This window comes from Bradyrhizobium sp. CCBAU 11357 (genome assembly GCF_028128865.1).
Classification (GTDB): Bacteria; Pseudomonadota; Alphaproteobacteria; order Rhizobiales; family Xanthobacteraceae; genus Bradyrhizobium.
This window is the reverse complement of sequence record NZ_LBJW01000014.1, coordinates 1-12,660: the sequence shown is the minus strand read 5'-3', so window position 1 is coordinate 12,660 and position 12,660 is coordinate 1. Positions and strand designations below refer to the sequence as shown.

The following is a 12,660-nucleotide window of genomic DNA, read 5'->3' as shown; positions in this document are numbered from 1 at the left end:
CACGCCCTCACTGGTTCAGGAAACGCGGAAACATCGGCATTGGCAGCCCGAGCACGTAGGGGAACAGGATTGCGCAGCCGAGCGTCAGGCAGGCGCCGACGATGGCCGCTTCCAGCCAGCGCGTCTCGTGCGAACCTGTCGCCGCGATCATGAAGCTGGCAAAAGCCGTGACCACGAGGCCGAGCGGCCGGATCGCCAGCGCGAAGAACAGGATCGCCGCCATCACGAACAGCGGCCCGCGCCAGGAATAATGGGCAAGAGCCGGTCCTTCCGTGATCAGGCCGGTCAACGCGACGCCGGCAGACAGGGCAACCAGCAGCCCGCCGAACATACGTGGCGCAGTGCCTGCACCGAAGGAGAAGCCACGCATGCCCTGCAAATCACTCGACGCCCACAGCGCGAACAGGGCAAGGGCCATCAGCACGACGCCGCCGACATAATCTTGCGCCGAACGAATGGTCATGAACAGCGTGAGGATGGCCACCGCAAACAGCGGATAGGAATAGATCAGCGCCAGCAGCACCTCGGACGACATCTTCTTGGCGCCGCCACCGAACGATCCGAAGATGGCGCTGGGCGCGCCGGCCAGCAGCGCCGTCGCGTGGTTGGTGACGACCGCCGCCGGACCGCGGCCGGCCCCCCAGCCGAAGATCGCCCCGATCGACCAGATCAATTCGAAAATCTGCGGCGCAATCGCCAGCAGACAAAAGCCGAGCGCCAACCGGGTGTTTCGGCTGGCCGTCGCTGAGTGGCCCATCGTGTCGGCCATGCCTGTCTCCTCCGCGACCCGTAAGTCACGAGCACTGTTGTTCTAAATCGGCTGGAACTGGTTACCCCCGCCCGGATCACTGCCTAGCGATTTTCATCAGACAATGCCAGCAAAACCCAACATGCCGCCAGCAAGCCGATGCCAGAGTGGATTGATGTGCGAGATGGACGCGACCACCGCAACCATCGCGCTCAGAAGCAGTGCAGCAATTGCTGGCTGTCTGTCGGTCATCCAGTCATGCACCTCCAGTCCGCCCCGATGAATCAGGCCGCGGTCGCCGCGGTGCCGCGCTCGGCGAGCAGCGACTTCGGACCGAAGGCGAAGATCAAGGATCAGAACGGGCTGTGGACGGTCATGCTGCTTCTTTCTGCCGCAGGAAATAAGTGACGCCGACACTGACGGGAATCGTGACCCACAGCACGGCCTGAAAGCGGCAGGGAGAGCGGGCCAAAAACGGCCCGAAACCTATCCAAAGGGAACTGCAGGATAGCTCCTCCAACCCTCTGTTTTTCGGGAGCTTTGCCCCCTATATTGGGGGTGCCGGTTCGCCGGCTATGGAAATAAACGGTCGTCGTAATAAACCATTCGGACCCGGGGGCGGTACCCGGCGCCTCCACCAAAGCCCACCATCGGGCGAGCCTGAAGCTGGGCTTTGGCGGGGGCGAAATAGGATCGACGAGGGCGTAAAGGGCGTGCTTTTTCCCGGTATTGTTCCGCCGTTATCGGGCTACTGCAATAGTTGCCAACGACAACTTTGCTCCGGTTGCTCAGGCTGCGTAACGCAGTTTGAAAGACCACTCTAAAGTCCTAGTGGGTTAAGCTCCGCTAGGCGGGGTTCGGAGGCACCTGGCAACAGAAGCCTCCACTTTACTCTTTGATTTCTTCCCCGGCGGGGACTCCTGCTCACCCGTCAGGCGCGGTACTATTGCGGCTTGGCGAGTCGGATCGGCAGGGTCCGGCTTCGAGGATGCAACAGGACCACCATGGCGACCGATCATATCCGATACGATGTGCTGGCCCGCGACGCGCTGCGCGGCGTGCTGCGGAAGGTGCTGACCGATGCCGCGGCCCATGGCCTGCCGGGCGAGCACCATTTCTTCATCACCTTCGTGTCCAAGGCCGAGGGCGTGAAGCTGTCGCCGCGGCTGCTCGCGCAATATCCGGAGGAGATGACGATCATCCTCCAGCACCAGTTCTGGGACCTGACCGTGCTCGAGGACCGCTTCGAGGTCGGCCTGTCCTTTGGCGGCATTCCGGAGCGGCTGGTGGTGCCGTTCAGTGCGATCAAGAGCTTCCTTGATCCGTCCGTGAAGTTCGGCCTCCAGTTCGACACCTCCGACGTCGCCGAGGTCGCGCCGGACAATCTGCCGGCAGCGCCGGCGCCATCGGCCGTATCGGTCCCGGCACCTGCCGCGGAGAAGGCGGAAGCTGCCGACGAGCCGACCCCACCGAGCCAGGGCGGCGCCGAGGTCGTGCGGCTCGATCGTTTCCGCAAGAAATGATCTAGGTTGGCCGCGACGCCATCGCGCCCGCCCCAACTGCCTATATAGAGAAGCACATGAAGAGGCCGTGCGGCGTTTCGCGCGGCAGAATGGATGTGCTCATGGCCAAAGCTTCCCGCTCGAACACCGCCCGCCCGGCGACCCGCACCGAGACCGATAGTTTCGGTCCCATCGAGGTGCCCGCCGATTGCTATTGGGGGGCGCAGACCGAGCGGTCGCGCCAGAATTTCCGCATCGGCACCGACCGCATGCCGATCTCGCTCGTGCATGCCCTCGGCATCGTCAAGCTCGCCGCCGCGCAGTCCAATCTCGAGCTCGGCCTGCTCGATCAGCGCCGCGCCAATGCCATCGTCCGCGCCGCGCGCGAGGTGATCGAGGGCAAGCTGGACGATCATTTCCCGCTTGTGGTGTGGCAGACCGGCTCGGGCACGCAGAGCAACATGAACCTCAACGAGGTGATCGCCAACCGCGCCAACGAGCTGCTCGGCGGCGAGCTCGGCGCCAAGAAGCCGGTGCATCCCAACGATCACGTCAACATGAGCCAGTCGTCGAACGACTCCTTCCCGACCGCGATGCACATCGCGGCGGCAAGCCGCATCAATGTCGATCTCGTCCCTGCCCTCACCGAGTTGCTGCGCGCGCTGCGCAAGAAAGAGAAGGAGTTTTCGAAGATCGTGAAGATCGGCCGCACCCACACCCAGGATGCGACGCCGCTGACGCTCGGTCAGGAATTCTCCGGCTATGCCGCGCAGGTCGAAAGCGGCATCGCCCGGCTCAAGCTCGCGGTGAAGGACCTTTATCCGCTGGCGCAGGGTGGCACCGCCGTCGGCACCGGCCTCAACTCGAAGCCGCGCTTTGCCAAGCTGTTCGCAAAGCATGTCGCGGGGATCACCAAGCTGCCCTTCACCAGCGCCGCCAACAAATTCGAGGCGCTGGCCTCGAACGATGCCTATGTGCTGGCGCATGGTGCGATAAATTCGGTCGCGACCGGCCTGTTCAAAATCGCCAACGACATCCGACTGCTCGGCTCCGGCCCGCGCTCGGGCCTCGGCGAATTGATCCTGCCGGAGAACGAGCCCGGCTCCTCGATCATGCCAGGCAAGGTCAACCCGACCCAGTGCGAGGCGATGACCATGGTGTGCTGCCAGGTGTTCGGCAATCACACCGCGATCACGGTCGCCGGCAGCCAGGGCCATTTCGAGCTCAACGTCTACAAGCCGGTGCTGGCCTACAACATGCTGCACTCGATCCGCCTGATGGCGGATGCCGCGCGCTCCTTCACCGAGCATTGCGTCAGCGGCATCCGCGCCGACGAGAAGCGCATCAAGGAGTTGATGGAGCGCTCGCTGATGCTGGTGACGGCGCTGGCCCCGAAGATCGGCTACGACAACGCCGCCAAGGTGGCCAAGACGGCGCACGCCAACGGCACCACGCTGAAGGAGGAGGCGCTGCGGCTCGGCTTCGTCTCGGCCGAGGAGTTCGACCGCCTGGTGCGCCCCGAGAAGATGACCAGCCCGGGATAAAATTCCGAATTCCGATAGCCATCCGTAATGATACGGACGCTCGGCGTCCAAAAAAATGCGGCTTTGGGGGCAGGATTTGATTACCGTCAATGTTGCGGCGGGGCGGCGTGTTACGCAGCCCTGCTGCCCTCGACGGGGCGAAGCATCCTTTGATGGCCCCAAGGGCCGATTGACGAGGACGAGCTAATGGCGATCAAGTCTTTTGGGGCGCAATGCGGCACCCTGTTTCTGAATGTTCCATCCTGCCTGAAGAGGATCGGATGATGGAGACGCGGCATGGGGAACGTCATCAACCTGAATCGTTTCAGGAAGCGCGTCGAGCGGGAAGCCTCGGCGAAGCAGGCGGACGCCAACCGGGCGAAATTCGGGCGCACGAAGGCGGAACGGTCGTCCGAGGCGAAGCAGGCGGACCAGGCCAAGGAGCACCTGGACCAGCACCGGATCGATCGCGAGGAGCAGCCATGAAGTCGCCGGTCGTGAAACGGTCGATCGTCGTCGCCGGCCACAAGACCAGCGTCAGCCTGGAAGAGGCGTTCTGGAACGGCATGAAAGAGATCTCCGGCCTGCGCAACATGACGTTGTCGGAGCTGGTCGGCGAGATCGACAACAACCGCCAGCAGGGCAATCTGTCGTCGGCGATCCGTCTGTTCGTCCTGGACTACTTCAAGAGCCGCGCCATGGCCGCCCAGCCGGACAAGGTCCCGGCCCAGTAGCCGTCGGGGGCGCCCGCGACGGCGCCCCGGCCGCCGCACTTTAAAATCGCTCTAAGGTGCAGCTTCAGCGGGCGACCGCGCTTGACCTCAATGCCCGGCGTTGAAAATACAGGGCATGACCGACACCACTGATACGCGTTCGCACATGCCGCTGGGTCTAGCCCAGCGCGGCTATACCGGCGTCATCCAGCACCTCGCCGCCAAGCAGGCGGACTCGGCGCTTTCGGACGTCGAGCTAGAGAGCCGCCTGATCGAGCTCGGCTTCGTCGAGGGCGCCCGGGTCGAGATCCTGCATGAGGGGCTGGTCGGGCGCGACCCGATCGCGGTACGGGTCGACAGCATCACGATCGCGGTCCGCCGTCGCGAAGCCATGGCCATCATCGTCGCCTGACGCGCGACCGGAATTTTGCCCCAGGCCCTTGATCCCATGGAAGCACCCCTGCTGCATCTCGCCCTGGTCGGCACGCCCAACAGCGGCAAGACCTCGCTGTTCAACGCGCTGACCGGCAGCCGGCAGAAGGTCGCGAACTATCCCGGCGTCACGGTCGAGCGCAAGGAAGGCTTCTTCGTCACCCCGCTCGGCCGCCAGGTCTCCGTGGTCGACCTGCCTGGCACCTATTCGCTGCGCGGCCGCAGCCCGGACGAGGAGATCACCCGCGACTTCGTGCTCGGCAAGGCCTCCGGCGAGACCCTGCCCGATCTCGTGCTGTGCGTCGCCGATTCCACCAATCTGCGCCTGACCATCCGCCTGCTGCTGGAGCTGAAGCGCACCGGGCGGCCGATGATCCTCGTGCTCAACATGTTCGACATCGCAAGCCGCCGCGGCATCAATGTCGACGTCGAGCGGCTCGTTAAGGAGCTCGGCGTGCCCGTGGTCACCTCGATCGCGGTGCGCAAGGGCGGCACGGCCGACCTGCTCAAGCTGACCGACGAGATCTCGGCCAAGCTCGCCGCCGAGCCGCAGGACAACATCTGGCGCGCGCTCAGCGTCAGCGAATTGCGCGCGACCCAGCGCGAGGCCGACCGCATCATCGCCGACTGCGTCAGCCTGCCTGCTCGCCCCGACACCTGGACCGCACGGATCGACGCCGTCGTGCTGCATCCGGTCGGCGGGCTGATCGTGCTCGCGCTGATCCTGTTCGTGATGTTCCAGGCGGTGTTCGCCTGGGCGCAGCCGGCGATGGAGCTGCTGAAGTCCGGCTTCGACTCGCTCGGGGAGCTGGTGCAGGCCACGCTGCCCGACGGCTTGCTGCAAAGCTTCCTGCAGAACGGCGTGATCTCCGGCGTCGGCAGCGTCATCGTGTTCCTGCCGCAGATCATCCTCATCTTCCTGTTCATCCTGCTCCTGGAAGATTTCGGCTACATGGCGCGCGCGGCGTTCCTGATGGACCGCATCATGGGCGGCGCCGGGCTGCATGGCCGCGCCTTCATTCCGCTGCTGTCGAGCTTTGCCTGCGCCATTCCCGGCATCATGGCGACGCGCGTGATCGACAACAAGCGCGACCGGCTGACCACGATCCTGATCGCGCCGCTGATGACCTGCTCGGCGCGCATTCCGGTCTATACGCTGATCATCTCCGCCTTCATTCCGGCCAAGGACATCTGGGGCTTCATCAATCTGCAGGGCCTCGTGATGTTCGGCCTCTATGCCGCCGGCATCATCAGCGCGCTCGTCGTCTCGTTCCTGATCAAGTTCTTCATGCTGCGCGACTTTGCGCCGGCGCCCTTCATGTTGGAGCTCCCGGACTACAAGATGCCGCGGCTGAAATCGATCGTGATCGGCATCTACACCCGCGCCAAGATGTTCTTGCAGCGCGCCGGCACCACGATCTTCTCGATGATGGTGCTGATCTGGTTCCTGGCCTCGTTCCCGCAGCCGCCCGCGGGCGCGACCGGGCCGGCCATCGACTTCAGCCTCGCGGCGATGATCGGCAAGGCGCTCGCGCCCCTGCTCGCCCCTGTCGGCTTCAACTGGCAGATCGCGGTGGCGCTGATCCCGGGCATGGCGGCGCGCGAGGTCGCGGTCGCGGCGCTCGGCACCGTCTATGCGATCGAGGGCGGCAAGGAAGCGGCCGAGCAGATCGGCCAGGTGCTGGCGACGAAATGGTCGCTCGCGACCGCGCTGTCGATGCTGGCCTGGTACATCTTCGCCCCGCAATGCGCGTCCACGCTCGCCGTGATCCGGCGCGAGACCGGCAGCTGGGCCTGGATGGGCGTCACCTTCGCCTACATGCTGGTGCTGGCCTATGCGGCGAGCCTCGTGACGTACAACGTCGCGGTCGCGCTGGGCGCGGGCTAGCCGCTTCCAAAACAAAAGTACGAAAACAACCCCATGCACAGTAGACGGGGGTCGTGAAATCAATGGGTTACGCGCAAGGCAACAAACCACCCGCCCTCGTCCGTTGACCCGTCGGGCAAAACAGGGGCATGATGTCATGATCAGCCCGTAGCGATAGCAGCATGAGCGACACGCCACCCAATCGGCGATCTGTCTCCGTGGACCATTTCAGCACCGACCGCCTGACCGCCGAGCGGTTGCGCGAGGATCACCTCGCCGACCTCGTCGCGCTGCATCGTGATGCCGAGGTCTCCCGTTTTCTCGGCGGCGTCCGGACGCCCGAAGTCACGAGGGCCTATCTTGCGACCAACATGGGCCATTGGGACCAGCACGGCTTCGGGCTTTGGACACTGCGAACGAAAGACGGGGCCTTCGCCGGACGGGCGGGCATTCGGCACATTCTCGTGGACGATGTCGACGAGATCGAGATCGCCTACGCATTCAAGCGCGAATTCTGGGGCCAGGGATTTGCCAGCGAGATCGCGACCGCGCTGACGGACATCGGACTATTACAGCTTGCGCTGCCCTCCCTCATCGGCATCGTCTATATCGGCAACGCTGCATCCCGCCGTGTGTTGGAGAAATCGAACTATCTGCTCGAGCGAAGCACGAACCGTCACGGCAACGACGTCGTGATCTACCGCATCCGACGGTGAATTCCAGAACGAGACCGGGTGCAGGTGGATCGCTTGTGTTCATTTTCCGACACGATCCAGTGGTCGGCCCAGCCCAGCTGTCGAGGTGGCGAATACGCCAATTCACTTGATGCATCTGAGCGGCAACGAAGCGGCCGCCCTATCGTCCGGGGGAGTTTCGGCGCGGGAACTCAATCCTTGCCTGAGAGTTCCTAAGACGGACCTTTAAGCCAAACCCGGCTCCTTGCGCACGCTCGGAGCGCATGGAGAGCTTTCAGAAGAGACGCAAGGGGGGTTCATGACCGTTCAATCCGCGGCTGCTCCAGGCGGCGACCCGAAGGATTTGCCGAGAATTTCGACCGGCAGCGACGGTCTGGACGACATCCTCGGCGGCGGGCTCGATGCCAACCGGATGTACCTTTATGAAGGCCGGCCGGGCACGGGCAAGACCACGATTGCGCTCCAATTCCTTCTCCGCGGCGTGCGCGACGGCGAACGTGTTCTCTACATTTCTCTCTCCGAGACCAAACGCGAGCTCACTGTGGTGGCGCAGCGGCACGGCTGGTCACTGGACGGCGTCGACATCTTCGAGCTGGTGCCGCCGGAAACGACGCTCGATCCCGAGCGGGAGCTGACGGTTTTTCATCCCGCCGAGATGGAGCTGAGCGAGACCACGGGTTTGATCTTCAAGGAGGTCGAACGGATCAATCCCACCCGCGTGGTGCTCGACAGCCTGTCCGAATTGCGGCTGCTGGCGCAGAACCCGCTCCGCTACAGGCGTCAGGTTCTCGCCCTGAAGCACTTCTTCACCAATCGCAACTGCACGGTCGTGCTGCTCGACGATCTTTCATCGTCCCAGGACGATCTGCAGCTGCATTCGATCGCGCATGGCGTGGTGATGCTCGAGCAGCTGGCCATCGACTACGGTGCCGAACGGCGGCGGCTTCGCGTGATCAAGATGCGCGGCATCCGTTTTCGCGGCGGCTACCACGATTTCACGATCGAAACAGGAGGCTTGCGGATATTCCCACGTCTGGTCGCGGCCGAGCACCACAAGACGTTTATCGGCGAGTTCACGCCCAGCGGCAACGCCGAACTGGATCAGTTGCTGGGAGGCGGTCTCGAGCGCGGCACCAACGCGCTTCTGATCGGAGCCGCCGGCGTCGGCAAGTCGTCCGTTGCGCTCACCTTTGCGATTTCAGCAGCGGCACGCGGCGAGCACGCCGTGTTCTTCGCCTTCGATGAAGGTCGCGGCACGGTGGAGGCGCGCGCCCGAACGATCGGCCTCGCCCTCGACGAGCATCTCGATGCCGGCCGCATCCGCTTCCAGCAGATCGATCCAGCCGAGCTCTCACCCGGTGAATTCGCGGCCAACGTGCGCAGGAGCGTCGAACGCGACAACGCCCGCATCATCGTCATCGACAGCTTGAACGGCTATCTCAATGCAATGCCGGACGAGCGGTTTCTCATTCTGCAGATGCACGAGCTGCTGAGCTTCCTGGCGCAGCAAGGAGTTCTCACCATCCTGATCCTGGCTCAGCATGGGCTGGTCGGGCCAACGGACACCAACCTCGACATCAGCTATCTCAGCGATGCGGTCCTCATGTTGCGCTATTTCGAGCTCGGCGGAACGGTGCGGCGCGCCTTATCGGTCGTGAAGAAGCGCAGCGGCAACCACGAGCACACGATCCGCGAATTTCGGCTCACCAGCGCCGGCATCAAGCTCGGTCCGCCACTGAGGGATTTCAGCGGCATTTTTTCCGGCACCCCGCATTATACCGGCCCGGCGATGGCGGAAGGCACGGCTGAATGACCATCGGGCGAGATCACCACGTTCTCGTCTTCGCGCCGATCGGCCGCGACGGCCCAGCCGCTGCGGAGCTCTTCCGCAGCTCCGGCCTTGAAGCCGTCAACTGCCGCGATCTGGAAGAGCTCGTCACCGAGATGAGTGCCGGGGTGGGTGCCGTTTTCGTTGCCGAGGAAGGTCTGTTCGGGAAGGACACGGCGTCGCTGGCGAAGTGGATCGCGGGCCAACCGCCATGGTCCGACCTTCCTTTTGTCGTCCTCACCAGCCACCGGGAGCAGCCTGCGGTGGTCGCCTGGCGACGCAGCATTGTCGAGCTTCTCCGCAACGTTTCGCTGCTCGAACGCCCGGTTCAGCCGATCACTCTGACCAGCACCATCCAATCCGCACTGCGGGCACGCGGACGTCAATACGAGATCCGGGCGCTGCTCGAGGCGCGCGAGCAGACCGCGCAGGAGCTCGAGAAGCTGGTGATCGAGCGGACCAAAGCGCTGGAGGAGGCCAACAAGCAGCTTCGCCTCGAAATTGAAGAGCGCGCACGCGTGGAGGAAACGCTGCGCCAAGCCCAGAAGATCGAAGCCATCGGCCAGCTCACCGGCGGCGTGGCGCACGACTTCAACAATCTCCTGATGGTGATTTCCGGCGGCCTCGACATGCTCGAACGCCAGACTGATCCGGCCCGCCGTCGCCGCCTGATGGACGGGATGATCCAGGCGGCACAGCGCGGGGCGAGCCTGACCAAGCAACTTCTGGCATTCTCACGGCGGCAGAAGCTCCGGCCGGAGCCCGTCGACGTCGCCGCGCAGATCGGCGGCATGCGAGAACTGCTCGATCGCAGCCTGAGGGGTGACGTCCATGTCGAATTCGACTTTCCGGAGCAGCTATGGCCGGTGGAGGTCGATCCCGGAGAGCTCGAGCTCGTCATTCTCAACCTGGCCGTCAACGCCCGCGACGCCATGCCCAATGGCGGTACCATCATCGTGCGCGGCGAAAATCTACCCGACCTGAACGATGGGGAGATTTGCGGCGACTATGTTCGCTTGTCCATGGTCGACACCGGTGTCGGCATGCCCGCGGAAATCATGTCGCGGGTGTTCGAGCCGTTCTTCACGACCAAGGACATCGGCAAGGGGTCGGGACTTGGACTCGCACAGGTCCATGGATTTGCAACGCAGTCGCGGGGCACGGTGCGAATTCGATCGGAGGTCGGCCGCGGCACGAGCATCGAGCTGTATTTGCCGCGATCCTTCGAGACTCCTTCCGGCGAGCGACACCTCATCGACCTCACCCGGGTGCGCCCGAAGAAGAGCAATCAGGGGCAGATCCTGCTGGTGGAGGACGATAACGAGGTTGCCGCGCTGGTCAGCGAGATGCTCGGCCAGCTCGGTTACGACGTCACCCGCGCCTCCAGCGCCGCGGCAGCGCTTGGCGCCCTGGCGGACGGCCGTCCCATCGATCTGATCTTCTCCGACATCATGATGCCGGGCGGCATGAACGGGGTCGAGCTTGCGCGCGAGATCAGGAAGAGACGAAGCGACATACCGATATTGCTGACCAGCGGATATGCCGAAGCCTCGGTCCATGAAGCGGAGACCGCGGGCATTGCAATATTAGCCAAACCCTATCACATCGACGAGCTCGCGGCAGCCTTGTCCGCGGCGAAGTCAAGTCTTCGGCGCGATGCAGGCGCCAAACGCTCGAACTCCTGCTGAGAGTGATCCTGGATTTCGCTGCGCTCTGTCCAGGCCACTCCGTGATCTCAGGAGCCTTACCGGAAATACCCAAGCACGAGATCGACGTCCGCGCTGCGGGCCACGGTGCCGTTCAGCTCGGCGTCGATGACGCGGCGGCAGGCGTCGACCGCGGCGTGGTCGCCGAGATCGTTGGCGGCTTCGAGCACGAGCCAGGCGGCGTCCACCGAGGCCTTGTCCGGAGCCGCGCCGCCGAGATCGGCGCTGGCGGCATTGGCCGGATTCTTCTTGCGAACGGCGGTGCCGAATTGAGGCAACATTGCAGATACTCCCCTGTCCTCGGTGGACCTGTCAGTGAACCTGAAGCTCGGGCTGACGGCCCGCATCGGCACCCGCGCCGGTCTTGCGCGACTGATAGAACTTCAGAATGCTGCGCGAGGTCTCGATCTTGAGCCGGCCGTACTCGCGCTCGTTGTCCTGGAGCTCGCGCGCCGTGATCAGATGATCCTTGGCGCCGAGGAACAGCAGCGACATCGTGGTGTCCCAGGAGAAGTCGAGGGCCTTGCACAGCACCAGGATCATCTCGCGGTTGCGGTCCATCAAGGCGCGCTCGATCACGTCGACCGGCAGCGCCGACAGCAGCGACAGGCCGATCTGCACCTCGTCGAAGCGGTGCTGGCGGGCATAGTTCGAGATCGAATCCTGGTTGAGATTGCCCTGACGATACTGCGTCGTGACCACGCGCTTGGCGACGAAATAGCTGCGCGAGGACGGGCCGAACTTGGACTGGAGATCGCCGGTGACCTCGGTCACCGAGCTCTGGATCTGCGACATCATCTCGGGCCGCTCGACCTCGAGGCGGCGGCGGACGTCTTCGGAGGCCTTCGCGATCAGCTGCTGGAAGATGTGGCGCGGCACGTCCTTGCGCAGGCCGAGCTGCTCGGCAAGGATCGAATCGCCCTCGGCGCGGCGGACCATGTGCAGCAGGCCCGAGCCGGAGAAGCGGGCGCCCTCGTTCTTGGCGACCGAGGTCACGACCTCCTGGTTGCCGCGCTTGACCAGCACGTCGGTCACGGCTTCGCCGATCGACTGGCGCTGGGAGATCGCCAGCAGATGCGCCTGGCCCTTGGTCATGGCGCTCTCGACCAGCATCTTCTCGTCGATGCGGTTGGAATCGCGCAGCACGGGACCGGCGACCGCGATCTCGTCGTCGAGGGCGAGCTTTTCGATGACGTTGAGCGGTGCGTGATCGCAGGCCGACATCACTTCGGAGAGCTGCGCGCGCGCAGCCACCTCGATCTCGTCGGCGAGCCGGCCGATCACCTCGCCGAACATGCTGATCTCGTCGTCGCTGTAGCGGCCGGTGATCAGGATGTCGGTCGCATGCCACAATGCGCGTGCCCGGCTTTCGTCGGTGCCGCGCGCGATCGCGTCGTCCAGATCCTGCAGAAGCGATTTCGCCCCGTTCATCTCGATAACCCCAGTTCTTGGCAGCCCTTTGGCGAGCCGTCCCGCCGCTTGCGGCGCGACGCCGAATTCCTCTGGGAACCAACGCTAGAGATGAAACGCGAGAATTCAGTAAAATCGGCAAATCAGTTTTGCCGACGAAAATTCGTTCAAATGCGAGGGAGCGGGTTAAGAGGCGGGGAAGATGCTGTGCAGGAGGTGCGCTCCCTCTCCCGCTT

14 protein-coding genes and 1 other RNA gene are annotated in these 12,660 nt (G+C 64.0%); 11 read left to right on the top strand and 4 right to left on the bottom strand.

Annotation, left to right across the window (positions count from 1 at the left end; translation table 11 throughout):
• Positions 1–7 precede the first annotated feature (7 nt).
• Positions 8–769, bottom strand: a complete 762-nt coding sequence (locus XI05_RS02285; RefSeq protein ID WP_271498356.1) for a tripartite tricarboxylate transporter TctB family protein — start codon at positions 767–769, stop codon at positions 8–10.
• A gap of 96 nt (positions 770–865) precedes the next feature.
• A complete protein-coding gene (locus tag XI05_RS02280) occupies positions 866–1,000 on the bottom strand; it encodes a hypothetical protein (protein WP_271498355.1) in 135 nt (44 codons plus the stop codon).
• Between the two features lie 27 nt (positions 1,001–1,027).
• Between XI05_RS02280 and XI05_RS02275 the strand changes: the two genes are divergently transcribed.
• From XI05_RS02275 to XI05_RS02225, 11 genes are all read left to right on the top strand, one after another.
• The gene (locus tag XI05_RS02275) at positions 1,028–1,156 is read left to right on the top strand and encodes a hypothetical protein (protein ID WP_271498354.1); all 129 of its coding nucleotides are present in this window, start codon (positions 1,028–1,030) and stop codon (positions 1,154–1,156) included.
• Between the two features lie 113 nt (positions 1,157–1,269).
• Positions 1,270–1,636, top strand: a transfer-messenger RNA (tmRNA) gene (gene ssrA, locus XI05_RS02270).
• A gap of 116 nt (positions 1,637–1,752) precedes the next feature.
• Positions 1,753–2,271: an SspB family protein gene (locus tag XI05_RS02265; RefSeq protein ID WP_172787448.1), complete on the top strand. Its 519-nt coding sequence runs from the start codon at positions 1,753–1,755 to the stop codon at positions 2,269–2,271.
• Positions 2,272–2,360: 89 nt separating this feature from the next.
• Complete coding sequence (fumC, locus tag XI05_RS02260; protein ID WP_271498353.1) at positions 2,361–3,794, top strand: class II fumarate hydratase; 1,434 nt, start codon at positions 2,361–2,363, stop codon at positions 3,792–3,794.
• Positions 3,795–4,070: 276 nt separating this feature from the next.
• On the top strand, positions 4,071–4,259 hold the full coding sequence (locus XI05_RS02255; RefSeq protein ID WP_025038042.1) for a DUF4169 family protein: 189 nt from the start codon (positions 4,071–4,073) through the stop codon (positions 4,257–4,259).
• The gene (locus tag XI05_RS02250; RefSeq protein ID WP_025038043.1) at positions 4,256–4,507 is read left to right on the top strand and encodes a ribbon-helix-helix domain-containing protein; all 252 of its coding nucleotides are present in this window, start codon (positions 4,256–4,258) and stop codon (positions 4,505–4,507) included. Before XI05_RS02255 ends, XI05_RS02250 begins: the two co-directional genes overlap by 4 nt.
• Before the next feature lie 115 nt (positions 4,508–4,622).
• Positions 4,623–4,898, top strand: coding sequence for a FeoA family protein (locus XI05_RS02245; protein WP_212259137.1), 276 nt, complete (start codon positions 4,623–4,625; stop codon positions 4,896–4,898).
• A 36-nt stretch (positions 4,899–4,934) separates the two neighbouring features.
• Positions 4,935–6,806, top strand: a complete 1,872-nt coding sequence (feoB, locus tag XI05_RS02240) for a ferrous iron transporter B (protein ID WP_172787451.1) — start codon at positions 4,935–4,937, stop codon at positions 6,804–6,806.
• Positions 6,807–7,003: 197 nt separating this feature from the next.
• A complete protein-coding gene (locus XI05_RS02235) occupies positions 7,004–7,501 on the top strand; it encodes a GNAT family N-acetyltransferase (protein WP_271498352.1) in 498 nt (165 codons plus the stop codon).
• Positions 7,502–7,778: 277 nt separating this feature from the next.
• Positions 7,779–9,293: an ATPase domain-containing protein gene (locus tag XI05_RS02230; protein ID WP_271498351.1), complete on the top strand. Its 1,515-nt coding sequence runs from the start codon at positions 7,779–7,781 to the stop codon at positions 9,291–9,293.
• Positions 9,290–10,996, top strand: coding sequence for a response regulator (locus XI05_RS02225; RefSeq protein WP_271498350.1), 1,707 nt, complete (start codon positions 9,290–9,292; stop codon positions 10,994–10,996). The genes XI05_RS02230 and XI05_RS02225 overlap by 4 nt, the downstream gene beginning before the upstream one ends.
• A gap of 56 nt (positions 10,997–11,052) precedes the next feature.
• Here XI05_RS02225 and XI05_RS02220 read toward each other — a convergent pair whose 3' ends face one another.
• Complete coding sequence (locus tag XI05_RS02220; RefSeq protein WP_172787455.1) at positions 11,053–11,295, bottom strand: hypothetical protein; 243 nt, start codon at positions 11,293–11,295, stop codon at positions 11,053–11,055.
• A 31-nt stretch (positions 11,296–11,326) separates the two neighbouring features.
• Positions 11,327–12,445 carry a DUF2336 domain-containing protein gene (locus XI05_RS02215; protein ID WP_172787456.1) on the bottom strand — a complete coding sequence of 373 codons (1,119 nt, stop codon included), beginning with the start codon at positions 12,443–12,445 and terminating at the stop codon, positions 11,327–11,329.
• Positions 12,446–12,660: the final 215 nt, after the last annotated feature.